General features: G+C 60.0%; 25 protein-coding genes and 1 riboswitch. Of the genes, 14 read left to right on the forward strand and 11 right to left on the reverse strand.

From position 1 onward, the window contains the following. Positions 1-81: 81 nt before the first annotated feature. Entirely contained in the window at positions 82-3,786 is a 3,705-nt protein-coding gene (gene putA / locus FBZ99_RS16740) for a trifunctional transcriptional regulator/proline dehydrogenase/L-glutamate gamma-semialdehyde dehydrogenase (protein WP_145634089.1), read from the reverse strand. A 185-nt stretch (positions 3,787-3,971) separates the two neighbouring features. On the opposite strand from putA, the gene FBZ99_RS16745 reads away from it, so the two are divergent. After that, on the forward strand, positions 3,972-4,433 hold the full coding sequence (locus FBZ99_RS16745; protein ID WP_015342703.1) for an Lrp/AsnC family transcriptional regulator: 462 nt from the start codon (positions 3,972-3,974) through the stop codon (positions 4,431-4,433). A 131-nt stretch (positions 4,434-4,564) separates the two neighbouring features. Beyond that, entirely contained in the window at positions 4,565-4,831 is a 267-nt protein-coding gene (locus FBZ99_RS16750) for a hypothetical protein (protein ID WP_145634092.1), read from the forward strand. Positions 4,832-4,876: 45 nt separating this feature from the next. Here FBZ99_RS16750 and FBZ99_RS16755 read toward each other — a convergent pair whose 3' ends face one another. Next, on the reverse strand, positions 4,877-5,128 hold the full coding sequence (locus FBZ99_RS16755; RefSeq protein WP_113354418.1) for a 4-oxalocrotonate tautomerase: 252 nt from the start codon (positions 5,126-5,128) through the stop codon (positions 4,877-4,879). Positions 5,129-5,188: 60 nt separating this feature from the next. On the opposite strand from FBZ99_RS16755, the gene FBZ99_RS16760 reads away from it, so the two are divergent. The 4 genes from FBZ99_RS16760 (at position 5,189) to vapC (ending at position 7,929) form a co-directional block, all read left to right on the forward strand. Then, positions 5,189-6,073, forward strand: a complete 885-nt coding sequence (locus tag FBZ99_RS16760; RefSeq protein ID WP_113354419.1) for a LysR family transcriptional regulator — start codon at positions 5,189-5,191, stop codon at positions 6,071-6,073. Positions 6,074-6,142: 69 nt separating this feature from the next. Continuing rightward, positions 6,143-7,147, forward strand: coding sequence for a LacI family DNA-binding transcriptional regulator (locus FBZ99_RS16765; protein WP_113354420.1), 1,005 nt, complete (start codon positions 6,143-6,145; stop codon positions 7,145-7,147). Positions 7,148-7,297: 150 nt separating this feature from the next. After that, complete coding sequence (gene vapB / locus FBZ99_RS16770; RefSeq protein ID WP_113354421.1) at positions 7,298-7,531, forward strand: type II toxin-antitoxin system VapB family antitoxin; 234 nt, start codon at positions 7,298-7,300, stop codon at positions 7,529-7,531. Further along, positions 7,531-7,929 (forward strand): type II toxin-antitoxin system tRNA(fMet)-specific endonuclease VapC, encoded by a 399-nt coding sequence (vapC, locus tag FBZ99_RS16775; protein ID WP_113354422.1) that lies wholly within the window; start codon positions 7,531-7,533, stop codon positions 7,927-7,929. Before vapB ends, vapC begins: the two co-directional genes overlap by 1 nt. A 45-nt stretch (positions 7,930-7,974) precedes the next feature. Here the strand turns inward: vapC and FBZ99_RS16780 are convergent, their stop codons facing one another. Next, entirely contained in the window at positions 7,975-8,844 is an 870-nt protein-coding gene (locus FBZ99_RS16780) for a LysR substrate-binding domain-containing protein (RefSeq protein WP_113354423.1), read from the reverse strand. Between the two features lie 126 nt (positions 8,845-8,970). Between FBZ99_RS16780 and FBZ99_RS16785 the strand changes: the two genes are divergently transcribed. Then, the gene (locus FBZ99_RS16785) at positions 8,971-9,831 is read left to right on the forward strand and encodes an urea carboxylase-associated family protein (protein WP_113354424.1); all 861 of its coding nucleotides are present in this window, start codon (positions 8,971-8,973) and stop codon (positions 9,829-9,831) included. Positions 9,832-9,931: 100 nt separating this feature from the next. On the opposite strand, the gene FBZ99_RS16790 is transcribed toward FBZ99_RS16785, so the two are convergent. The 7 genes from FBZ99_RS16790 to FBZ99_RS16820 all read right to left on the reverse strand — a co-directional run bounded on the left by FBZ99_RS16790 (position 9,932) and on the right by FBZ99_RS16820 (position 15,913). Then, a complete protein-coding gene (locus tag FBZ99_RS16790; protein ID WP_113231059.1) occupies positions 9,932-10,276 on the reverse strand; it encodes a hypothetical protein in 345 nt (114 codons plus the stop codon). Between the two features lie 159 nt (positions 10,277-10,435). Then, positions 10,436-11,047 carry a thiamine phosphate synthase gene (locus tag FBZ99_RS16795; protein ID WP_113354425.1) on the reverse strand — a complete coding sequence of 204 codons (612 nt, stop codon included), beginning with the start codon at positions 11,045-11,047 and terminating at the stop codon, positions 10,436-10,438. Further along, entirely contained in the window at positions 11,044-11,817 is a 774-nt protein-coding gene (locus FBZ99_RS16800; RefSeq protein WP_113354426.1) for a thiazole synthase, read from the reverse strand. The genes FBZ99_RS16795 and FBZ99_RS16800 overlap by 4 nt, the downstream gene beginning before the upstream one ends. A 3-nt stretch (positions 11,818-11,820) precedes the next feature. After that, positions 11,821-12,018 (reverse strand): sulfur carrier protein ThiS, encoded by a 198-nt coding sequence (gene thiS, locus FBZ99_RS16805; protein WP_113354427.1) that lies wholly within the window; start codon positions 12,016-12,018, stop codon positions 11,821-11,823. Further along, positions 12,009-12,986 (reverse strand): glycine oxidase ThiO, encoded by a 978-nt coding sequence (thiO, locus tag FBZ99_RS16810; protein ID WP_113354428.1) that lies wholly within the window; start codon positions 12,984-12,986, stop codon positions 12,009-12,011. Before thiO ends, thiS begins: the two co-directional genes overlap by 10 nt. Before the next feature lies 1 nt (position 12,987). Further along, the gene (thiC, locus tag FBZ99_RS16815) at positions 12,988-14,814 is read right to left on the reverse strand and encodes a phosphomethylpyrimidine synthase ThiC (protein ID WP_113354429.1); all 1,827 of its coding nucleotides are present in this window, start codon (positions 14,812-14,814) and stop codon (positions 12,988-12,990) included. A 91-nt stretch (positions 14,815-14,905) separates the two neighbouring features. Then, positions 14,906-15,038, reverse strand: a riboswitch (TPP riboswitch). 131 nt (positions 15,039-15,169) lie between these two features. Next, positions 15,170-15,913 (reverse strand): hypothetical protein, encoded by a 744-nt coding sequence (locus FBZ99_RS16820; RefSeq protein WP_113354430.1) that lies wholly within the window; start codon positions 15,911-15,913, stop codon positions 15,170-15,172. Between the two features lie 605 nt (positions 15,914-16,518). Between FBZ99_RS16820 and FBZ99_RS16825 the strand changes: the two genes are divergently transcribed. Further along, the gene (locus FBZ99_RS16825) at positions 16,519-17,610 is read left to right on the forward strand and encodes a porin (RefSeq protein WP_113390404.1); all 1,092 of its coding nucleotides are present in this window, start codon (positions 16,519-16,521) and stop codon (positions 17,608-17,610) included. A gap of 235 nt (positions 17,611-17,845) precedes the next feature. On the opposite strand, the gene FBZ99_RS16830 is transcribed toward FBZ99_RS16825, so the two are convergent. Then, on the reverse strand, positions 17,846-18,487 hold the full coding sequence (locus FBZ99_RS16830; protein WP_113333244.1) for a TetR family transcriptional regulator: 642 nt from the start codon (positions 18,485-18,487) through the stop codon (positions 17,846-17,848). A 451-nt stretch (positions 18,488-18,938) separates the two neighbouring features. On the opposite strand from FBZ99_RS16830, the gene FBZ99_RS16835 reads away from it, so the two are divergent. From FBZ99_RS16835 to FBZ99_RS16860, 6 genes are all read left to right on the forward strand, one after another. Next, positions 18,939-19,772, forward strand: coding sequence for an EF-hand domain-containing protein (locus tag FBZ99_RS16835; protein WP_113353652.1), 834 nt, complete (start codon positions 18,939-18,941; stop codon positions 19,770-19,772). A 368-nt stretch (positions 19,773-20,140) separates the two neighbouring features. Next, positions 20,141-20,713, forward strand: coding sequence for an RNA polymerase sigma factor (locus tag FBZ99_RS16840; protein ID WP_113353653.1), 573 nt, complete (start codon positions 20,141-20,143; stop codon positions 20,711-20,713). Further along, positions 20,706-21,158 (forward strand): hypothetical protein, encoded by a 453-nt coding sequence (locus FBZ99_RS16845; RefSeq protein WP_113333247.1) that lies wholly within the window; start codon positions 20,706-20,708, stop codon positions 21,156-21,158. Before FBZ99_RS16840 ends, FBZ99_RS16845 begins: the two co-directional genes overlap by 8 nt. Beyond that, positions 21,155-21,604, forward strand: a complete 450-nt coding sequence (locus FBZ99_RS16850) for a periplasmic heavy metal sensor (RefSeq protein ID WP_113333248.1) — start codon at positions 21,155-21,157, stop codon at positions 21,602-21,604. Before FBZ99_RS16845 ends, FBZ99_RS16850 begins: the two co-directional genes overlap by 4 nt. Positions 21,605-21,679: 75 nt before the next feature. Further along, positions 21,680-23,212: a DUF1800 domain-containing protein gene (locus FBZ99_RS16855; protein WP_113353732.1), complete on the forward strand. Its 1,533-nt coding sequence runs from the start codon at positions 21,680-21,682 to the stop codon at positions 23,210-23,212. 2 nt (positions 23,213-23,214) lie between these two features. Beyond that, on the forward strand, positions 23,215-24,435 hold the full coding sequence (locus FBZ99_RS16860) for a DUF1501 domain-containing protein (RefSeq protein ID WP_113333250.1): 1,221 nt from the start codon (positions 23,215-23,217) through the stop codon (positions 24,433-24,435). Positions 24,436-24,445 lie beyond the last annotated feature (10 nt).

Here is a 24,445-nt window from a genome sequence, read left to right on the forward strand (position 1 = left end):
GAATGTGCGCCATGAAAACGAAGCGGCGGCTGAGACCCTGCGGGTCCCGACCGCCGCTTAAGTTCTAGATCGCTGTCAGCTTTAGCCGATTGTCATCAGGCTGGCATTGCCACCGGCCGCCGCGGTGTTGATCGACGTCGTTATTTCCTCGAGCAGCCAGTTGAGGCAATAGGCGTCGGGGTTCTTGGCAATGTCCTCGCTCGACGCTGCCTGTGTGAGAACCAGCGGGCCGGGGATAGCCGCGATTGTCTTGATCGCCTGCTGGACGCGTGCAGCATCACCTTCGATGAGAGCGCCGGCAAACGGTCCATCCGCTGTCCAGTCCTTTGTCCAGGAGATGCGGTTTGCGACCTGCGCAGGCAAGCCATGAAGCTCGCCCTGCAGGCCCGATGCAGCATCGATGACGATTGAATTGCCTGTCGCAAGGCCTGCGGCGATTTGGACATGCAGACCAAGTGCTGTCTGCGGAGCGAGCAGAATTCTCCCTCGCGGATGCAGCGCATAGAGGTTCAGCTCGCCAACCGGGCCTTGCAGTTCGGTATTGAAGCCGAGCGACGACTGGGCGGCGACGACACGAGCCTGTTTGGCCGCATTCCCAGTGCCCTTGCTTTCGAGCCAGGCGATGAACTGCTGTGCAGCCGGATCGGCCTGCACGGAGGCATCGCGCAACGGTTCGGTCGGGGAGGCGACAAGGCGGCGCAGGTACATTGGGCCGCCGGCTTTCGGCCCCGTGCCGGAAAGGCCACGTCCACCAAAGGGCTGGACGCCGACGACAGCGCCGATGGTATTGCGGTTGACGTAGAGATTGCCGGCACGGACGCGCTCCGTGACATGGGCGATCGTATCGTCAAGCCGGGTGTGCAGGCCGAAGGTCAGGCCGTAGCCGGAGGCATTGATATCGGCGATCAGCTTGTCCAGGTTCTTGCGTTGATAGCGCATGATATGAAGAACGGGACCAAAGACTTCGCGCTTCAGATCGCTCAGCTTCTTCAGCTCGATGATTGTGGGAGCAACGAACGTGCCTTTCTCGGCGCTTTCGGGAAGGTCGAGCTGTTCGACATTGCACCCAAGCTTGCGCATGCGTTCGATATGCTCGTCGATGCGGCGCTTGGCGTTGTCGTCGATGACGGGGCCGATATCGACGGCGAGCCGATCGGTCCTGCCGACCGAGAGTTCGCGAAGAGCGCCGCGCAGCATTGCTAGCGTGCGATCGGCGACTTCTTCCTGCAGGCAGAGGATGCGCAGGGCCGAGCAGCGCTGGCCGGCGCTGTCGAAGGCCGAGGCGATGACATCGCCGACGACCTGTTCGGCAAGGGCCGAGGAGTCGACGATCATGCCGTTCTGCCCGCCGGTTTCGGCAATTAACGGAATCGGCTTACCGAATTTGGAAAGCCGTTCGGCCAGCTGAGCCTGGATCAGGCGGGCAACTTCCGTGGAACCGGTGAACATGACGCCGGCGGTTTCCGAAGCGTCGACGAGGGCGGCACCCATTTGCCCCCCGCCCGGGACAAATTGCAGAACATCGCGCGGAATGCCCGCCTCATGCAGGATGCGGACGCCTTGGGCTGCGATCAGCGGCGTATTGCCGGCGGGTTTGGCGACGACCGGATTGCCGGCGACCAGTGCGGCCGCGATCTGGCCGGTAAAGATCGCCAATGGGAAGTTCCATGGGCTGATGCAGACGACGGGGCCGAGGGGCACGCTCTCCGGCTTCAGTACTTGACGTGCCTGCGCAGCATAATAGCGAAGGAAGTCGATAGCTTCACGGATTTCACCGACCGCGTTCGCAGCCGATTTTCCGGCTTCGCGGATGGTCAGCCCGACGAGAACAGGCATCTCGCTCTGCATGAGATCGGCAGCACGTTCAAGAATGGTGGCCCGCTCAGCAGGGTTCACCGCGGCCCAACCTTCGGCTGCCGCGGCGGCAAACCGCATGACGTCGGCTGCATCCTGCGGCTCAAGCTCGGTGACGTGGCCGACGACATCGCCATGATCGGCGGGGTTGAGGACGGCGCGAGCCACGCCGCGTTCGGAGGCGTCGGCGAGAAGCGGCTTGGCGATCCAGTTCCTGGCTGCCGAGGCTTGCAGCTGCGCGGAGAGATCGGTTAGCGCCGCTTCATTCGACAGATCGACGCCGGCGGAATTCCGTCGCGCGCTACCGAACAGATCGGCCGGGAGAACGATCTTGTCGTGCTGTGCGCCGACCACGGTCATGCCGCGCACGATCTCGACGGGATCGGCAATCAGCTCGGAAACGGGCACGGCTGGGTCGGCGATCTTGTTGACGAAGGAGGAATTGGCGCCGTTCTCGAGCAGGCGGCGGACGAGATAGGCAAGCAGCGTCTCATGTGTGCCGACCGGCGCGTAGATCCGGCAGGGGCGATTGAGATTTTCGGCGCCGACCACCTCTTCGTAGAGCGGCTCGCCCATGCCGTGCAGGCACTGGAACTCGTATTTGCCGATAGCAAAGTCGTCCCCGGCCATATGGTAGATGGTCGCCAGGCTTTGGGCGTTGTGGGTGGCAAATTGCGGGAACACTACGTCGGTCGCGGCCAGGAGCTTCTTGGCGCAGGCGATGTAGGAGACGTCTGTATAGATCTTGCGTGTATAGACCGGAAAGCCTTCCAGGCCGTCGAGCTGCGCGCGCTTGATCTCCGCGTCCCAATAGGCGCCCTTGACGAGGCGAACCATCAGGCGATGCCTGGAGCGACGGGCAAGATCGATGATGAAATCGAGGACGAAGGGGCAGCGCTTGCCGTATGCCTGCACGACGAAGCCAATACCATCCCAGCCGGACAGATCCGGATCGAGGCACAGTTCTTCCAGAAGGTCGAGCGAGAGTTCGAGACGGTCTGCCTCTTCGGCATCGATGTTCAGGCCGATGTTGTAGCCCTTGGCAAGCAGCGCCAGCGCCTTCACCTTCGGCAGAAGCTCACCCATCACCCTGTCGGCCTGCGAGCGCGAATAGCGCGGGTGCAGCGCGGAGAGCTTGATGGAGATACCGGGGCCTTCATAGATGCCGCGGCCAGCCGAGGCCTTGCCGATCGCATGGATGGCGTTTTCGTAGTCGCGATAGTAGCGCTCGGCATCGGTATGCGTCGTCGCGGCTTCGCCAAGCATGTCGTAGGAATAGCGGAAGCCCTTTGCTTCGAGCGCGCGGGCGCGCTTCAATGCTTCATCGATCGTCTCGCCGGTGACGAATTGTTCGCCCATCATGCGCATGGCCATGTCGACGCCGCGGCGGATGACGGGCTCGCCGGCGCGGGCGATCAGCTTTGTCAGTGCGGCGGAAAGCCCGCCTTCGTTGACTGTCGATGTCAGCTTACCGGTGACGACCAGTCCCCAGGTCGCGGCATTGACGAACATCGAGCGGCCGCCGCCGATATGCGACTTCCAGTCGCCGCCGGCGATCTTGTCGCGGATCAGCGCATCGCGCGTCGCCGTGTCGGGAATGCGCAACAGCGCCTCGGCAAGGCACATCAGCGCGACGCCTTCCTGGCTGGAGAGGGAATATTCCTGCACCAGCCCCTCGACGCCGTCTCCCTTGTGTTTGGCGCGTAGCGCTTCGATCAGTTTCCTGGCCGTCTTCTTTGCCGCTTCGCGCGTCGTGTCCGGCAGGGTCGCCGCTTCGACAAGGAACGGCAGGCATTCGGTCTCGGAGCGTCTGTAGGCGGCAGTGATCGCCTGGCGAAGCGGGCTCTGCTCGCGAATGGGCGGCGCGAAATGCGAAAATGGGGCAGCGTCTGGAGCTGGTTCTTCAGTTGCGAGCTTGGCAGAGACAGTCATGATAACCTCAAGGTGCAAGGGGCCTAATGGTTTGAGCTGAGGTCAGCGATATTGCCACGCCCAGCTGTCCCATTGCTTCGACGAGAACATACTTCATTGCAGAAAAGCGTTCCGCCTTGAAACTGCGGCTTTCCAGTCATATTGAACTTCAATAGCGCTTATTTCAAATAGGAATGCCTGCGAAAATGACCAAATCCAGTGAAATTGACCAGTTCGACCAAAAGATCCTCGACGCCCTAGTCGAGGATGGCCGCATGTCGATCACGGAGCTTTCAGAGCGGGTCGGTCTTTCCAAGACTCCCTGTCAGGCACGGCTCAAGAAGCTGATCGATTCCGGCTATATCGACGGCTTCAAGGCCATCCTCAATCCGATCAAGCTTGGCCTCGATCACGTTGCTTTTGCCGAAGTGAAACTCACGGATACCCGTGAGGAGGCCTTGCTGAGCTTCAACAATGCCATCAAGAAAATCAAGGAAATCGAAGAGTGCCACATGATCGCTGGCCGCTTCGATTATCTCCTGAAGGTCCGGACGTCCGACATTCGCCGCTACCGCATTGTTCTCGGCGAAAAAATTTCCAGCCTGCCTTTCGTGGCAAGCACGTCGACCAATGTGGTGATGCAATCTGTCAAGGAAAACTGGTCGTAATTCCGCTTCCTGCTCCATCAGCCGGGCGAGGGGTCGCCGCTCTATTCATCTTGCCGGCTAAACAATGACCTAGATTTCGCCATTCGAATCGGATCATTGCAAGGCGCTAAAATAAGTAGGATGGAGTAGGCATGGAGACCAGTGCAGGCGACCGAGACCTTGTCGAGGTCATGAAGCGGTACTTTGCGGTGAAGGCAGAAGTCGAGGAAATAAAGCTCCGCCTGGAGGCGGCAAGGCGGGAAAGCGGCGAAGAGATCGACGCATTCTACAATCCGCGCACCAACGCGAACCACGCCGCCGACATCATTCGTTCTCATGCTCTCAAGCAGGAAATGGTACGTCTGATGGATTGGGCCGAAGGCTGGGGGCGGCAGAGCCTCACGCCGGATGTGGCCTGACGGTCGCATAAGGACCGCCAGGCTTCGATCGTGAAATCAGGTCGTTCAGCTATCCGATTTCAGTTTGCCCGCCGTGGCCCAGGATTCTTTCGATATCTCCGTGACGATGATTTCCACCGATTCCGGCGGGCAAGCGAGGGTTTCCACAGCGGCCCTGGTCGCTTCGCGAACGAAAGCGCGCTTCTGGTCTTGTGTGCGGCCGGGATGCATTTCCAAGCGGAGGATTGGCATGGCAACTCCTTGATAGATCATTGAATAGGTTCTGCCTGATGTCAGGCACCGCGGACTATCTTGCAAAACCAGCTGGCGATAAATACGCTCTTATTTGCTTCATTCCGAACCTATAGGTATGCAATCATGGACAAGTTGGCCGGCATGGCGATGTTCGTCAGAGTGGTCGAACAGGGCAGCTTTGCCGCCGCTGCCGACATAAGCCGGGTGTCGCCAGCCATGGTCGCCAAGCATATCAGGACGATCGAACAGCGGCTTGGCGCACGCCTGCTTCACCGCACGACGCGCCGTCATCAGCTGACCGAGGTCGGCAGGCTCTATTACGAGCGCTGCAAGACGGTGCTGGCGGAGGTGGAGCTAGCCGAGCAATCGGCCTCCGAACTGCAATCGGCGCCGCGCGGGCGCCTGCGGCTCGTCGCACCCGTCAGTTTCGGGACGCAAAGCCTCGTGCCGGCACTCGTCGACTATCTGCATGAGAATCTGGAGGTCAGCGTCGATCTGGCGCTCGACAATAATCCGCATGATCTGATCGGCGAAGGCTACGAACTCGGCATCCATATCGGCGATCTGACGGACACCAATCTCGTGGCGCGTCCGTTAAAACCCTATCGGCGTGTTCTCGCAGCATCGCCGGATTATCTGGATCGCCGTGGCAGGCCGCAAAGCCCTGAGGACCTTGCCAATCATATGTGTCTCGGCCATTCCTACTGGCGTCTACAGGGGCGCTGGCATCTCGTCGGCCCGGATGGGGAAACGCGCGAGATCGCCATCAAGGGCAGGTTCACCACCAATCAGGGCGGTGCTCTGCGCGTTGCCGCTCTGCATGGAGCCGGCATTGTGCTGCAGCCGGAACTGCTTCTGGCAGCCGATCTTGATGCAGGCCGGCTTGAGCCGGTTCTGCCCCTCTGGTCGTACCAGCCGACACCCATGCACCTTGTCTATGCACCGGACCGGCGCCCGACGGCCATGCTGCGCAGCGTTATCGATTTTCTCGTCGCTCGCTTCGGTTGACATTTTCACCTCTTTCATCCGCCACGGATCCATGATCAAATCTGATCATCGGGGGCAAGTGAGGGACGCGTGGCCAAGATTACGTTGAAGGATGTGGCGGCGGCCGCGGGTGTGGGAGCAGCCACCGTCGAGCGTGCACTCAACGGCCGCGGCAATGTGTTGCCGGAGACGGCGGAAAAGGTATTCATCGCTGCAAAGCGGCTCGGCTACCGTATGCCGCTCGCCGGCACTAGGCATGGTCTGGTGCGCATCGAAGTCGTGCTGCTCCGTCCTGAGACCTATTTCTACTCAAGGCTCAATCGCGCTTTCGAGCGCATCGCCGCCTTGCTCGATAAGGATATCCAGATCCAGCGCACTTTCGCCAGGGAAGACGATCCTGCCGATTTTTCACGTCATATCGCCAATCCGCAGGCGCGGCGTTCCGCCTTGATCGTCGTCGCGCCCGATCATCCCGATGTTGTCGGCAGCATCCGCAAGGCTGCCAGCGGCGGCATTCCTGTCGTGCAGATCATGACGCGGCCAGCGCTGGAGCTGCCTTACGTCGGCATCGACAACGAAGCGGCCGGTCGCACCGCTGCTTTCTACATGGCGCGCATGCAGGCTGGCATCTCAGGCACTTTCGTCGCGCTCTGCCACAGTGGTGCTTACGAGAACCACAAGGCACGTATTCGTGGTTTTTCCAGCTATCTGCTTGATCACGCGACCCCATTGCATCGCTTCGTCGAAGTCATGTTCGATGAGGATGATGAAATGAAAACGATCGAGCTGCTGACGAGTGCCTTCGCCCGATATCCCGACATTGTCGGCCTTTATAGCGCCGGCGGCGACAATGCCGCGATTGCGACGGTTCTGCGCCGATATCGTCAGCAGTCGGTCTTCTGGGTCGGGCACGAATTGTCCGACGCGACGCGCACCTATCTCAAGGAGGGGCTAATGACGATCGTTCTCGATCAGGCTCCGGAGGTTCAGGCTCGGCGTGCCATCGATCTGACACTGAAGCGGCTGGGCCTGATTGATACCGACGTGGATCTCGAACCGGTGCGGTTTCTAACCATTACTCCTGAAAGCCTCTGAAGACATTGGTGCGTCGGCTCAGATATCTCGCGCCAACCGGCGCTTGTTTGCTTTAAACCGCATAGGCGCCTAGAGGAGCGGAGTCTTGATTTTTCAAGCCTGTGGAATTAAGTATATCCCAATTGCATATCCCAAAATCAGGAGCCGAACATGACGAGTTCGACTGTATTCACCAGCAATCGAAGCCAGGCTGTGCGTCTGCCCAAGGCCGTAGCATTCCCTGAGGACGTACATCAGGTCGATATCCTGAAGATCGGTCGCAGCCGCGTGATCGTGCCGCAAGGTAAACGATGGGATGATCTCTTCCTTCATGGCCCCCGTGTCAGTGACGACTTTCTGGACGAGCGCGAACAGCCAGCGGTGGAAGAACGCGAGTCCTTCTGATGCTGACCTACATGCTCGATACGAATATTTGCATTTATGTGATGAAGACCTATCCGCCTGCCGTGAGGGAAAAATTCAACGCGCTGGCGGAGCAGCTTTGCATATCGAGCATAACCCTTGGCGAGTTGTATTATGGTGCGGAGAAGTCGACTCGGCGCGCGGAAAACTTGACTGCCGTCGAGCATTTCGTGGCTCGGCTGGAGGTTCTGTCGTTCGGCGACAAGGCGGCTGCACATTACGGACAAGTGCGAGCCGAGTTGGAGCGCGCAGGGACTCCATGCGGCCCGCATGACATGCAGATCGGAGCCCATGCCCGCAGCGAGGGGTTGATCGTGGTGACGAACAACATGAAGGAATTCATCCGCATGCCTGGCATTCGGGTGGAAAACTGGGTCTAGCGGTCGTGATCGTCGGCGTCGGGCTCGAGCAGTCCAGCTTGGTGCCTAAGCGATTGCGGCACTGGCAGCAATCAGCCAGTCGCGAAACGTTTCCGCATCGTCGGAAAGATGGTCGGCTTCGATCAGCCAATAGGACTTATCGGTATCCAACGCCGTATCGAACAGGGCAACCAGCGTTCCATTGCCCAATTCTTCTGCAATCAAGGCCGTTGGGCAGAGGCCCACACCTTGCCCGCCGATGACGGATCCGATCATCAAGCCGAAATCGGCAAAGATCGGTCCGGGTTTAGGAGGCTGGTGGATGCCTTCAAGGGTGAACCAGCGTGTCCAGACGGCCGTCGTTTCATCGTGCAGGAGGTCGACATTAAGGAGATCGGCTGGCGTCCTGATCGGTCCGTGACGGCGCTCATATTCTCTCGAACAGGTTGGCCGCGTTTCGGCGGGCAATAGGGAGATGGCATGCGTCGAAGGTCTAGGTCCGTGACGAATCAGAAGATCGACGCTTGCCTCCTCCGGCGTCCTCGCATCAAGCGCGTAGACGATATTGATCTGAATTTCAGGGTATTCCTTCTTGAATGCCTGCAATCGCGGTATCAGCCAACGGGTGGCGACGGAAGCGATGCAGGCCACGCTGACCGGCCGATTGTTGCCGGCAAGCCGCAGCTGCCGGGCGGCGATATCAATATGTCGAAGACCGTTTGCCACCGCTGCCCCGAAACTGCGGCCGGCCATGGTCGCAGTGACGCCACGGGCATGTCGCGTAAACAGCTTGATGCCAAGCCATTCCTCGAGGGCGCGCACATGCTGGCTGACACCCGCAGCCGTGAGATTGAGTTCAGCCGCCGCCTTGGCAAAACTCTCATGGCGAATGGCCGCCTCGAAGGCGCGAAGGGAGGCAAGCGGGACATGTTGCATCGGATAAGGCTAAGTAAAACTTGGTCAAAGCGCAAGGATAATCGCTGTTGCGCAGGCGCCTTGTATTCGTAGAGTGATGCCAAAACGAATGTCTTCCTGTCAGATCGGTGAGGAATGAAAGCCGCCATGAACAGTATTTTCGATATGCCCGCGCCCGGCGATGCCGAAGAGCGGCGTGGCAAGCCACCTGTCGTCGTCTATCCGAACGGCACGCTACCGCCCGCTGACATGGATGCGCTGCGATCGGCGCGGCAAACCATGACCAAGATGGCCGAAATCGTCGTCCCCCCGCGCGAGGGCGGCAGTTTTCGCGTGCCGAAGGGACATTTCTTTCGGATCGTCAGCGTGGAGGGAGCGCAGGTCGGCGATCTCAATCTGTGGAATGCCGCCGATCTTTCCGAGCGTTTCTTCAGCGGCAAGACGCGAGCGTTGCATGCCACCCATGTCGGTCTCGGCGATCGCCTGTGGAGCACGTTGCCCTATCTGCGCCCCATGGCGACGATCACGCATGATACGCTTGGCTGGTATGGCTGGGACGCGGACGGGGCAGGCGTTCATGACGTCATCGGCACGCGCTGCGATCCCTATACGAACCGGCTGCTGAAGGGCGACGACTATCACCATTGCTGCCATTCGAACCTGTCACGCGCGCTCGCCAAGGAAATGGACATCTCTGTCCAGGAGGCGGAGTTTCACGTTCACGACGTGCTGAATGTCTTCATGTGTACGGGCTTTACGCGTGACACCCATCAGTATTTCATGAAGGCGAGCCCCGTGCGGCCGGGCGACTTCATCGAGTTCTTCGCGGAAATCGATCTGCTTGGCGCTCTCTCAGCATGCCCTGGCGGTGACTGCGGCAGCGAACATTCGAGCGATACGGTGCCCTGCTATCCATTGCTGGTCGAAATCTGGCGGCCCAAGCCCGAAAGCCTCGTCGGGCGAATATTCCCGGAGCGCAATGCCTATCCGAGGACGCACGGACTGTAATTTGCCGGCCTAAAACAGTTTGCCGGCGGTCTTGGCCGCCGGCAAATCCAAATCATCCATCAAACGATGCGCCCATTCAGGACGATGCATCGTTGACCGCTTAGTTACAAACGCGAATGCGCTCGTAATGCCAGCCATAGTCATACTCGTTCTGGACGCGGCGATCCTCGTACCAGCATCTTGGCGGCGGCGGGGCGACTTCGTAAACCGGGCCTCTATTGGCAAGGGCGCCGCCGACGATCAGTCCGCCGAGGAGACCGGCAGCAACACCGCCGGCGATCGCGCCGCCATTGCCATGGTGGTGATGGCGACGCCAATCATCATGGCCGCGCCAGTCGCCGCGATGGCCGTCGTAATACTGTGCCTGTGCGCTGCTGACGGGCGCCAATGCGCCGCCTACGACCGTAGCGGCCAGCAAAACCGTAAGAACCGTCTTCTTTATCATGACCACCTCCAAAGCAGTCTTTGTGCTCAGCGAATGCGCGAGTCATCTAATTAACGTCTTCAGCATGATTATGTTCAGCTGAATATTCAATGAATGGCCCGTTCATCGGGCAAAGCGGCTGAAAATAACCCCTCCCACGGGCTCTGAGGCGCGAACTTGTCAATTTGGAGGCAGCCGCCGCGTCGCGTTCAGCCATTCGAGCGTCCGCGATTCGGGGTCTGGATTGCGAGTAATATCTGTCACGACTGCCGCGACATCGGCGCCGTGCTCAAATACGCCCGCAAGACGCTCGACCGTCAGGCCCCCGATTGCGACAAGCGGCCGATCGCCGATGCGAGCCTTCCACTCGCCGATCCGCTCAAGGCCCTGGGGCGCCCAGGGCATGGCCTTGAGGACGGTCGGATAGATCGGTCCAAGCGCTATATAATCGGGTTCGGCAGCAAGTGCCGTCTCCAATTCCGCCTCATCATGCGTCGAAAGCCCCAGCTTCAATCCGGCATTCCGTATGGCGGAGAGATCGGCGTAAGCGAGATCCTCCTGGCCGAGATGGATGAAATCGCAGCGCTCCTCGGTCGCGAGCTGCCAATAATCATTGATGATCAGCTGGCATCCATGCGCGGCACAGATTGCCTTCGATTGGCGAATTTCCGCGCGAACGTCGGAGGTTGGGCGATCCTTGATGCGCAACTGCACCAGTCTGATGCCGAGCGGCACCAGCCTCTGTATCCAGGCGGCGCTATCGACAATGAGGTAGAACGGATCAAGCTTCATGAGAACACCGCCTTGCCGATGACGGGTGTCGATGGCACGGCCATGTCGCGCGGCTCCAGCATCCCGGCGCCAAATGCCTGCCTGCCGGCATCGATGGCCTTGGCGAAGGCTTCCGCCATCGCGGCCGGATCGCCGGCGCCGGCAACCGCTGTATTCAGCAGCACGGCATCGAAGCCAAGTTCCATGACGGTCGCTGCATGCGACGGCCTACCGATGCCGGCGTCCACGATCAGCGGTACCTCGGGAAAATGTGCCCGCATCGATCGCAGGGCCGAGAGGTTGAGCGGTCCCGCCGCCGTTCCGATTGGCGCGCACCAGGGCATCAGCACCTTGCATCCGGCTTCCAGCAGCCGCTCGGCCACGACAAGATCGTCCGTCGTATAGGGAAAGACCTCGAACCCCTCGTCGGTGAGGATTTTTGCCGCTTCCACCAGCGCGAAGACGTCTGGCTGCAATGTATCGTGGTTGCCGATCACCTCGAGCTTGATCCAGTTGGTCCGAAAAACCTCGCGTGCCATTTTCGCGGTCAGGACCACCTCGGAGACGCCGTGGCAGCCGGCGGTATTGGGAAGGACACGAACGCCGAGTTCGCGAATCATCTCGAAGAATGCACCGCCGTTGCGCCCGCCTGCCGTTTCCCTGCGCAGCGACACGGTGACGATCTCGGTTTGGGAACGTTTGACGGCTTCCGCCAGTACGACCGGAGAGGGATAGCGCGCCGTGCCGAGAAGAAGGCGCGATGCGATTTGGGTTCCATAGAGTTCAAGCACGGGTCAACCTCCTTGCATGGGAGTGAGGATTTCGATCCTGTCGTCGTCGGTCAGGGTATGGTCATCGCGCTCGTCGCTATGGATGAGCTCGCCGTTGACGGCGGTTGCCAGCCATTCCCCCTCATATTCGAGCGCAGTGAGAAGCTGCGAGAGCGTGGTGACTTCGACAATCTGCGCTTCGCCGTTGATGATCAGGCGCATTGGCGACTCCTTTCGTTGTGTCCGGAAAAGACGAGATCGGCGGCTTTCTCGGCCATCGCCGGCGCCAGCAAGAAGCCGTGACGATAAAGGCCGTTGACGAAGACGGTGCCTCCCTCGCGCGTTACGCGGGGAAGATTGTCAGGAAAGGCAGGTCGGATGCCGGCGTCTGTTTCGATCACGGCGGCTTCGGCAAAGGCCGGGTGCAGCGCATAGGCTGCATTCAGGAGTTCCATCAGCGAACGGGCGCTGATCGGCCCTTTGAAATCGGTCTCGATCATCGTCGCGCCGACCATGAACAGGCCGTTGCCGCGCGGCACGATATAGACGGGAAAACGCGGATGCAGCAGGCGGACGGGGCGCGAAAGCGAGATCTCGTCGCTTTGCAGATAGAGCATTTCGCCGCGCACGCCGCGCAAATCGCGGATGCTGCCGATGCTGGCAGCCCCTGTACAGTCGACGATGTCGGAGAACCTATCATCATCCAGGTGCCCGTCGACAAAGGTGACGCCTTTTGCAGATAGATCGTCCTTCAATGATCGCAGGATCTCGCGGGGATCGAGATGCGCCTCCTGCGGAAAGAACAGGCCCAGGCGGAACCGGCCGGCAAGCGAAGGCTCAAGAGCGGCGATTTCGTCTTCGCCCACCCAGCGATGGCCTGTCGTGCGGCTGGCGAATCGCTTCAGCTCGTTTTGATCGCGGTTCGGCGCGACGACGAGCGTTCCGTTGCGGACGACCTTGCCCGGCAGAATCGCGTCCCATCGATCGGCGGAATCACGACCGCGCTCGAGCACAGCCTCATCAGCGCTTTCCCGCTCGCACCATGGCGCCAGCATGCCGCCGGCAAGCCAGGAGGCGGCGCGATGAAAATTCCGGCTTGGATCCGAGATCGTGACCTCTGCTCCGCGCCGGATCAGCTCGTGAGCGACCGTGAGGCCGGCAACGCCGGCCCCTTTGATGAGGATGCGCATGTCACTCGGCCGGCTGGGTAGGGGCTTCGACCGGCATATAGAGATCGCCGCCCTCCCGATATTTCGCCGCCATCGCTTCCAGCCCTTCCTTCTGTGCCTCCGCGCGAATGTCGTGCGAAATCCGCATCGAGCAGAATTTCGGGCCGCACATCGAGCAGAAATGCGCGACCTTGTGAGCCTCCTTCGGCAAGGTTTCGTCGTGGAAGCTGCGGGCGGTATCCGGATCGAGCGACAGGTTGAACTGGTCCTCCCAGCGGAACTCGAATCTCGCACGCGACAATGCGTCGTCGCGGACCTGAGCGGCCGGATGACCCTTGGCGAGGTCGGCCGCATGCGCGGCGATCTTGTAGGTGATGACGCCGGTCTTGACGTCGTTGCGGTCGGGCAGGCCGAGATGCTCCTTCGGCGTGACGTAGCACAGCATCGCCGTGCCAAACCAGCCGATCATCGCAGCGCCGATGCCCGAGGTGATGTGATCGTATCCCGGTGCGATATCCGTCGTCAGCGGTCCGAGCGTGTAGAAGGGTGCCTCGCCGCAGACGGCGAGCTGCTTATCCATGTTCTCCTTGATCTTGTGCATCGGCACATGGCCGGGGCCTTCGATCATCACCTGGCAATCTTTGGCCCAGGCGATCTTCGTCAGTTCGCCGAGCGTTTCGAGCTCGGCAAACTGCGCGGCATCGTTGGCATCGGCGATCGAACCGGGCCGCAAGCCGTCGCCGAGCGAGAAGGAGACGTCATAGGCGCGGCAGATGTCGCAGATTTCCTCGAAATGCTCGTAGAGGAAGCTCTCCTTGTGGTGATGGAGACACCACTTGGCCATGATCGAGCCGCCGCGCGAGACAATGCCGGTGACGCGGTTGACGGTGAGCGGGATGTAGTGCAGCCGCACGCCGGCATGGATGGTGAAATAGTCGACGCCCTGTTCGGCCTGCTCGATCAGCGTGTCGCGATAGATCTCCCAGGTCAGTTCCTCCGCGATGCCGCCGACTTTTTCCAGAGCCTGATAGAGCGGCACCGTGCCGATCGGCAGCGGCGAATTGCGGATGATCCATTCGCGGATATTGTGAATGTTGCGGCCGGTCGAAAGATCCATGACGGTATCGGCACCCCAGCGTGCTGCCCAGACCATCTTCTCGACTTCCTCCGCCATGGAGGAGGTGAGTGCGGAATTGCCGATATTGGCGTTGATCTTCACCAGGAAATTCCGGCCGATGATCATCGGCTCGCTTTCGGGATGATTGATGTTGGCCGGAATGATCGCTCGGCCGCTCGCAACTTCCTGGCGAACGAATTCAGGCGTGACGTGATCGGGAATATGCGCGCCGAAGCTCTCGCCATCGCGGATCAAGGCTTCTGCCTTCGCCTTACGGCCGAGATTTTCGCGGATGGCGATAAATTCCATTTCCGGGGTGATGATGCCGGCACGCGCATAGGCGAGCTGAGTGACGGCCTTGCCATCCTTGGCGCGCAGTGGCTGGCGCTTGGCCGGAAATTCCGGTGTCAGCCGTTCGCCGGTGACGAAGCCGTTGTCTTCGGGACGCACATGGCGGCCTTCATAAGCCTCGACATCGCCACGGGCGAGAACCCAATCGCGGCGCAGCTGCGGCAGGCCCTCTTCGATGCGGATATCTGCACCTTCGACAGTATAGGGGCCGGACGAATCGTAGACGATAACTGGCGGCTCGCCCGATGTCGGATGGACGCTGATTTCGCGCATCGGCACACGGATATCGGCATGGATATCCCCGGTGATATGGATTTTTCGAGAGGCCGGCAGCGGGCCGGTGGTGACGGTCGGAGTGAGGTTTTTTGCGGCAATGTTCATGGTGTGAGGCTCCAAGTTGCAGTTGGAGACCCAGTCAATCAGCCGGAATGATGAAAAGACGCCGGCATGGAATCCAGGCGGGAATCCGAAGCCTCGAGCGCTTGCACCGTCCCTACGCCAGTATGAACTGGATCAGGTTCAACGGGTCACTGCGCCCACAACCGGCATAGCCGTATTGTTCAGCAGTATCTCAGCCCCTTGCCGGGACCCCCCTGGTGAATGTCAAAAGGCTATGCCTTACTCTTGTCCTCTGTCAACCCCGCAGCGGCGGTCGCATTTTCCGGGAGATTGACCATTGCCGCGCCCGTCGAATTGCAACTTTATCGCGCAGATCATCGTGCGGACTTGTCGCGCCTTAGTAACGTGGTGTGGTATTGCCGACGAAGCGATGGGGGCCGGTATGGGACAGCTTACTCGCGGTATCGAGCCAGATCTTGCCGCCGAGGGCGCGCCAGCGGTGACAGAAGGCGAAGTCCTCGCTGAGATAGATCCCCGTTCCCTCCTCGACCATGCATTCAAACAGGGCGTATTGGGTGCTGGGCGAGCGTTTGGTGCTGGGATAGGCGTGGATTGCGTTGTAGCGCAGCTCCGGATAGGCCGCGATCATTCTTTCTATAACGTTGCGCTTGATCAAAAGCATGCCCGTACCTGCATAGATGGCGCTGACGAAATCGCCATCACGCTCTGCAACCTGGCCGACAAGTGGCGTGCCGACATAGTGAAGTGCGGCTGCCGCAAGTGTTTCGCCGTCTGCTGAATTGATACGGGCCGCCGTCTGCCAATCATAATCCTTGATCGGATACATGGCGGCGACCACATCCTTATCGGCTTCCAGAAGCCTCATGACCTGATCGGGCTCGAAGCTGATGTCGGCGTCGATGAAGAGCATATGGGTCGCCGTCGTATCGTTCAGGAAGGACGAGACAAGCGTGTTTCGGCTGCGGGTAATCAGGGCGTCATTGCCGAGCAGAGCCAGCGTCAGCTGTATGCCCGCCTGCGCTCCCGTCTGCATCAGTGAGAAAATGGACTGCATGTAGTCCTTGGTAACGAGGCCGCCGAAGCAGGGGGTCGCTATGAAGATCAGCCGGTTCTCATTCATTCGCGATTTTCCCTCTCCGATGGCGCGAGTCGCCGGAATCTAGGAAAATTCAATATTTCTGTGTGTAGCGAATTATTGAATTTCATTGCTGATCTTTGCTCAAACCGACCGGTCATTGTGCCGTGGAATTCCCGATGGCCATATCATAACCAGATTGGGCAGCCATGGTCGTCATCGACCGCCGACATCGCGGTGGCCTTAAATGCGGTGACGGCCCTGACTGGCAGGCGTTCTCGTGAACAGGGACATCTTTGCGATCTCTGCCGGTGCCGCCATGGCCTGCGGTCGCCAGTTGCATTTAAGCAACAGAGGCCAAGACTAACGCCCCAGCGCCCTTCATATAATTGACAAACATACGGGCTGTTTGTAAATCCAATACAGGACATAAGTTGTCTTACGGTCGAGCAATCGGTCGGATCGGTAGAGGCATTTCAAAACCTTTTGCCGCGGGGGTAATCATGAAGGTTCGAGGGGACTCAAGCCAACATCAGGTGCGTATTTGCCGGGCTGCCCGGTCGTGTTTAGACCAAACCGATCCCCAGGGCAGTGTTCCAGTTTTGCGCTCGCGGTAAAATAGAAATGCATAATACAACCAGGAGTTTAAAATGAACATCAAGAGCCTTCTTCTCGGCTCCGCTGCCGCTCTGGCGGCAGTATCCGGTGCCCACGCAGCAGACGCGATCGTCGCCGCCGAGCCGGAGCCGCTGGAATACGTTCGCATCTGCGACGCATACGGTGCTGGCTACTTCTTCATTCCGGGCACGGAAACCTGCCTCAAGATCGGCGGCCGCGTCCGTACCGAAGGCGAATGGTACGATGCCTACAACCCGAACAGCAAGAACGGTACGCTCTGGCATACCCGCGCCGAGCTGAGCGTCGATACCGCGACCGACACCGAGTACGGCCCGCTGAAGACCAACACGGTCATCCGTTGGGACTGGAACGACGGCAACTCGACCTCCACCAAGCTGCTGTTCGCCAACATCAGCCTCGGCGGTTTCCTGGTCGGTAAGGCCGATTCGCAGTATAACTACTACATCGGCTACGCCGGCGACGTCATCAACGACGACGTGATCTATGACGGTCCGTACGAACTCAACCAGTTGACCTACACCTACGATGCCGGCAACGGCTTCACGGCTGTCGTCTCGGTTGAAGACTCGAATTCCAGCGGCTCCGGCGCCTCCTACGGCTCAAGCTGGTGGTCTGACGACAAGGGCAACCACTACGCTCCTGACGTCGTTGCCGGTGCTGGCTTCAAGTCCGGCGCATGGGGCTTCAAGGTCGTCGGCGGTTATGACTCCATCGTCGAAGAAGGCGCCATCAAGGCTCGCGTCGACGCTGACTTCGGTACCTTCTCGGCCTTCTTGATGGGCGGCTGGAACACGGACGGCGACAAGCTGAACAAGTACGCCGGCACCAACCTCGATCGTTCGGCTTGCCCTGTTAACGATGAATCGAAGTGCGGCTGGGGTGACTGGGCTGTCTGGGGCGGCGTTGGCGTTCCGATCAACGAAAAGCTGAAGTGGAACCTCCAGCTCGCCTACACCGACTCCAAGATCTTTGCCGCTACCACGAACGTCAAGTGGAACCCGGTCAAGAACCTGCTCATCGAGCCGGAAGTCTCCTACACCAACTTCGATTCCGTGAACCAGGATCAGTGGGCTGGTATCCTGCGCTTCGAGCGTAGCTTCTAATATTGAATTACCCGGCTTAGCGCCGGGTATGAGAAGCCTGACGTTCCAATCCGTCAGGCTTCTTCCATCGATCGGTTGACCTCCGATCAAAGCAAAGGATCTGGCTTTCCCTCCGGATCCTTTTTTATTTCCAGCTTTTGGCAATCGATTCAGCGCCCAGCAGAAGCTTAAGGCCGTTATCGTTGGTTCTCTTCACTTCAGAAGGGAAAACCGCTGTCTGCTTTTTCCGATATCGTCACATCGCGGTAATTGCCAGTTCCTGCGTCTGTGCCAGCGGGAACCAGGTCTTTAGCACCATCCTTATGAACATCTGTCCACACGGGACCAGTTCGAAACTGCCCCGGTCGAGCGTCCATTCGGTGATCAGGCCGCCGATGACCGCTGTCAGAGCGGAAGCAGCCGTATCCGGCGTCCACGGAGCCGGAAGCTTCGTCTTTTCATCCATCAAGGTGAAAATGCGTTCGAAATTTTCATGCATGTCGTGCCGGAACGAGCTCGCCCGGCTTGTCGTCCCGTCGCAAAATGCCATGTCAAGATGCATCATCACCTTCAACATGCTGCGCTTGCGCGGATCACCGTGAACGTCGTCGAATATCGCAGCTATCGTATCGGCAATGAGGTCGAGTGGATTGGGCGGCAGCTCCTTGGACATTCGCTCCGCCAATTCCTGAAACGGCTGCTGGGCCTCGTCGCGAATCGCGAACATCAACCCCTGCTTGTTCTTGAAATGCCAGTGTACTGCCCCCCGCGTGACACCAGCGGCTGCGGCTATCTCTTCTAGGCTGACATTCTCGTAGCCTTTGTCGAGGAACAAAGCCTTTGCAGACTGCAAAATCTCGCTCCTCGTTTCCGCCGCCTCCTCCTTAGTTCGCCTCATTCACCTCTCCACAGAAACCGATGTTCAAGCTGTGCCCCTCTTCTTGATATTCTTTATCCATCAATGCCGCTCAGTGCTGGAGCCCATATACCAGCAATGCGCAACAGAGTGGCGGAATTTATATATTCCCTAAAAATCGAGGAAGGAAATCGCAACAGGATGTTTTCGTCAAGCGTCTATAAGCCACGCGCAAGTTTCCTTGTGCAATTTCCCCGCGTTGGGAAGTGAAAATCGAAATGTGCAGATGCCGATATAGCCATGATGGCGACATACATATTGCTGGGGTGATCCCGGGTACGCCTGCTCTGGAAAAGATGCATCGGTCAAGTTGGGGCGCTAGATGCGTTTGATCGGCGGCGTTCGCAAGTCCATCCGCACATATCGATTGTGTTCAAGTCGCGTATGCATAAGCCATCCGAGTTCCTCTCAACGCTCGTATCTGGAGGCCCCAATGACGAGCATCTACTCGATCTCATCGAGCAATTATTATCAATACCAGACCTCGCGCTCGACAGCGTCGACGGCTGACGATTCTATCGCCTCCCTGCTGTCCGACAGCTCCTCCGGTAATTCGTCGGGCAGTTCTTCCGGCACGAGTTCCTCTTCGTCTTCGGACGATCAGTCTCAGATCGCTTCGGCAGAACAGCTCGTCGCGCAGCTGATGAACATGATTCTCAATCTGCAAGCCGGCATCGGCAGCGATAGTTCGACATCGGATTCCGACAGCAACTCCACCAGTTCGACGTCAAGTACTCAGCAGACTTCCGCAACCGGCAGCCAGGATGGCAGCCAAAGCGACATGATCAGCGCTATGGACACCAATGGCGACGGCAATATCAGCGAAGCGGAATTCGTGGCCGCACGCCCGTCGGACGTCAGCGAAACCCAGGCGCAACAATTGTTCCAGAGCTTCGACACCGACAATACAGGTTCTCTCACCGAGGCGCAGCTCGCAAAAGCCATGCAGGCAGGCCATCACGGCCGTCCCGCACCGGGCGGCGGGCAGATGAGCGAGGACGATCTCTCCACTGCATTTTCCTCCATGGACACGGACGGCGACGGTAGCGTCAGCGAATCCGAATTCGTGGCCGCCCGTCCTTCCGATGTAAGCGAGGACCAGGCAACATCGCTGTTCAAGAGCCTCGACACGTCCGGCGCCGGATCCTTGACGCAGAGCCAGTTCGAGCAGGCCATGAAGGCGCAGCAACCGCAGATGCCGGATTTCGGAAGCTTCTACGCGAACAATGAACAGGATCTGACGACGAGCGACTTATTGACGCTCTGATCGAGCCTGAACTTTCGCATTTCATCATGCGAAGTGCCGGCAAGCCCCGGGCAGGGAAGGTTGAAACTCCCGCCTCCGGGCGAGCCGGCTCTTTGTTTTTGCCTGATATTTTACCCGATAGATGCCTTTTGGGCTCGAAAAGAAAATTCGAAAACCTTCGACATGAAAGCGACGGAATTCGGCAAGTGCGGCGTTCAATCCTTGTGAGCCTGTGTTTGATGTCGAAGGATGATACGCTGACCGAGATGCTGCGATCTAAGTGGCGCCGCTTGCCGAAGTTGACGGCGAGGCGGGATTTGCCGGCCGAGAGTCCCGAGGCCCCGGTGTCATGGCGGTATCGCAGGAAATTGGAGCGGTAGCGATTGTCGATGAAGTGGGATCGCGCGCCCAAGAGTGGCGACCCTGATGAGGACCTGCTCGGTCGCATCGCTGCGGGCGATGTTCCGGCGATGCGCATGATGATAACACGGCAGTTGCCGCGCATCGTTGCCGTGGCAACCCGCATGCTTGGTGATGCGACCGAGGCCGAGGATGTAGCGCAGGAAACATTCCTGCGCGTCTGGCGCAATGCGGGCGGCTGGCGCCAGGGCAATGCCCGCTTCAGCACCTGGGTGCACCGCGTAGCGACCAACCTTTGTTATGATCGCCTGCGGCGTCGCAAGGACGTTCTTGCCGAGCATCCACCCGATGTCGAGTATGAAGGGCCGGCGCCGGATGCGGGCTTGATGAGCGAGGACGATCCGTCCAGGCGCGTGGAACGGGCCATGCAGATGATCGCGCCCAGGCAGCGCGAAGCGATCATTCTGGTTTACTATCAGGCGCTGTCGAATGCCGAGGCAGCTGAGATCATGGACGTCAGCGTCGACGCACTGGAAAGCCTGCTTGCGCGTGGACGGCGCTCCTTGCAGGCGCTTTTGTTGAAGGATGAGGGCGATGGTTGAGAATATCGCGGGTCCGATGAATGCCGATCGCTTTGAAGCGCTGACCGCGGCGTATGGCGGCGATATCGGCCGATGGCCGCAGGCTGAGCGGGCGGCCGCTCGGGATTTTGCCAAGAGCCCCGCCGCCGCCGAAACGCTTGCGCGCGCGGCCGATCTGGATGCGTTGCTCGACACCTACGTCGTCAAGCCTCGCCATGCCGGCCTTGAAGAGCGAATTCTCGCAAAGCTCGTTCGCCGCCTGACGATAAGAAACTGGTTTCGCTTCGGCTCGGCCGGCATCGGCCTCGTGGGTGTCGGCATAGCCGGCGCGCTTGCCGGCAGCATCGCCATCGCCGTCCTGGCCCCGAGCTTGACGTCCGATACCTCAGTCGTCTCCGACGGAACCGCGACCATGTTCGGCGATATAGGGCCGGACGCGGGTGCAGCACAGCAGGACAGCCAATGACGGAACGCAGCTTTCGAATAGTGGTCATTTTTCTTTTGGTACTGAATACGTTCCTGGTCGGAGCATTGGCCGGCGGTGGGCTGACCTGGATACGCAAGACGCAGGCGCGGGCCGGGATGATGCCGCTTGCCGGCGAGCAATTGCCTTCGGCGCAGAAGAAGGCTCTGCGCGCCGCGCTCAACGAAGCCCGCAAGGACGAACGTCAGATCATTCTCGAGGCACAACAGGCCAAGGTCGACGCCGCCTCCATTCTTGGGCAGCCGGCGTTGGATAAAGAGGCGCTCTCGGCCGCGCTGGCGAGGGCGCGCGATGCCGATATTGCCTTGAGGGCGAAGCTGGAGCAGCGTGCCGTCGATTTTGCGGCAGGGCTTTCCTACGACGAGCGTCGGGCGCTGGCGGAAAGCCTGGTCCGCCGCAGCATGCCTAAAGCCGCTGCCACAAAATGATCATACTTGCCGAGCGACGGATGGAAACCAGGCCTGCGTTAAAGAAGCAAGTTTGATGCAGGAGTTGGCATGGCCATGGCCCAGCAGTCCAATGATGTTTATGCCGCGCTCGCTCTTTCCCGCTTTGGGCTAGGAGCGGACCACAACGGCGCCACGTCGATCGCATCGGATCCGCGCGGCGCGTTGCTGGAAGAAATCACCGAGCGCTTCGTCCCGGTTCCGGTCGGGCCGCAGCTGCAATCGACGGCCGATCTTCTCGTTTCTCTCTACGCATTCCAGGAACAGCGCAAGGAGGCCAGACAGCAGGCCGCAGCCGCTGTCGCCGCCGTGCCGCAGGACAAGCAGATGCAAGGCCCGCAGCCGCCGCAGAAGCCGCCGCTACAGCCTTCCGGCGCCACGGCAGGGCAGCCGAACAATCAGGTCCAGCCAAGTAACCAGGCCATGGCGGCAGTCATCGGCAAGGCAGTCGAGAAGTTGGAAAAGCCCGCAATGCCCTACCTTCCGCAGCAGGTCCTGCTGGCCGAAGTGGATGCCCGCTTCAACGGCACGATCCGGCAGCCATTGATCGGCTTTGGCGAGCGGCTTGCCATGTTCTGGGCAAACCATTTCGCTGTCGCCGTGTCGAAGAGCGAGGAGGTGCATATGATTGCCGGCGCCTTCGAGCGCGAGGCGATCCGGCCGCATGTCTTCGGGCGCTTCGCCGACATGCTGCTCGCTGTCGAGACCCATCCGGCTATGCTCGGTTATCTCGACAACCAGCAATCGATCGGGCCGAACTCCAAGGCCAATGCCAACAAGAAACGTGGTCTCAATGAAAACCTTGCCCGGGAAACGCTGGAGCTCCACACGCTTGGTGTCAACGGCGGCTACACGCAGGCCGACGTGACGACGCTCGCCAAGATCATCACAGGCTGGACGGTGGCGCGCGCCGAGGGCAAGCTCGGGACACCCGGCACCTTCGTCTTCAATGCCGGTGCCCACGAGCCCGGCGATCAGACGCTGCTCGGTCTCACCTATGCCGATAATGGCGTGGGGCAGGGGCGGGAAGCGCTGCGCGATCTCGCCCGCCATCCGGCAACAGCGCAGCATATCGCCACCAAGCTTGTCCGGCATTTCGTCGCCGATACGCCACCACCAGGGCTTGTGCAAACCGTTGCGGCGACCTTTAGCAAGACGGATGGCGATCTTTCCGCCGTCTATCGGGCGCTCGTCGGCTCCGAGGAAGCATGGAACCCGACCCTGTCGAAAGTTCGCTCGCCAATCGAATTCATGACCGCGCTCTTGCGGGCAAGCGGCGAGACGCCGAAGCCGAATGTCATCCTCGGCGCCTTGACCGCGATGGGGCAGCCCTTCTGGGCGCCGGCCGGCCCCAACGGTTTTGCCGATACCGTCGATGTCTGGGCCTCCAGCGAGAGCCTCAGCATGCGCATGGATGTCGCCAATATGATCGCCAATGCGGTGCCGCCTCAGGTCGATCCTCGCAGTTTCGTGTCCGACAGCCTGGGGCCGCTTCTTTCGAATGAAACGTTGCAGGCGGTATCGCGCGCGGAAACCCGCAAGCAGGGCCTGATGATCGCTTATCTTTCCCCCGAATTTCAAAGGCGCTGACCATGACCTGCGAACTTATGACCCCCACCCGTCGTGCCGTACTTGGCGCCTCCGGCGCCTTGTTTGCCTGGGCCTTCATCCCGCGCTTCGCTCACGCCGCCGGCGGACGGGACCCGCGCTTCATCACCATCATCCTGCGCGGTGCGCTTGACGGTCTGACGGCTGTCCCACCCGTTGGCGATCCCGATTATCAGGCCCTGCGGCAGTCGATCGCCATGACGACGAGCGGCCCTGAGGCGGCTCTTCCGCTCGACAGCTTCTTTGCGCTGCATCCGTCGATGCCGAATTTCAATCGGCTCTATCTCGCGGGACAGGCGGCCGTCGTGCATGCCAGTGCGACGCCGTATCGCGACCGGTCGCATTTCGATGGTCAGGACGTGCTGGAGTCCGGTTACGAAATGCCCGGCCGTGTCGAATCCGGATGGCTGAACCGGATGCTCGAAGGACTGCCAAAGGGTGACAAGGTTTCACCGGGAGTTTCGGAGATCCGAGGTCTCTCGGTCGGAGCCAATGCACCGCTCGTTATTCGCGGCAAGGCGCCGGTACTCGGCTGGTCGCCATCAACCCTCCAGCCGGTGAGCGACGACCTGCCGCCGCGGCTGATGGATCTCTACAATCACACCGACCCGCTCTTTGCGAAAATCCTCGCTGAGGGCATTTCGACCGGCAAGATCGCCGCCGGCCTTGATGTCAAGGCGAAGGGAGGTCCCGGCGATCCCACCGGCATGGAACAGATGGCGAGAGGGGCCGCGCGCCTGCTGGCTCAAGACGATGGCCCGCGCGTCGCAGCGCTTGCCTTCGAAGGATGGGATACTCATGCCGGAGAGGTCGATCGGCTGAACAAGCTGCTCGTCGGGCTCGATAATTCGTTTGCCGCCTTCCAGCAGGAGCTTGGTCCGGCCTGGAAAGATACCGCCATTCTTGTTGCGACCGAATTCGGCCGCACCGCGCAGGTGAATGGCACCCAGGGCACCGACCACGGCACCGGAACGGCGGCCTTTCTCGCCGGCGGCGCGATCAAGGGCGGCCGCGTGATCGCCGACTGGCCCGGTCTTAAACAGGCGCAACTGCGCGACGGCCGTGACCTTGCCGCAACGACGGATCTGCGTGCTGTGGTCAAGGGGATCGCGGTCGATCTGCTTGGGGCGTCACCGACCCTGTTGACGCGCGATGTCTTTCCGGGCTCCGATCATGTCCTGCCCATGAAAGGGCTGATTGCCTGATTTGCGCTGG

Source organism: Rhizobium sp. ERR 1071 (genome assembly GCF_007828675.1).
GTDB classification, from domain to species: Bacteria; Pseudomonadota; Alphaproteobacteria; order Rhizobiales; family Rhizobiaceae; genus Rhizobium; species Rhizobium dioscoreae.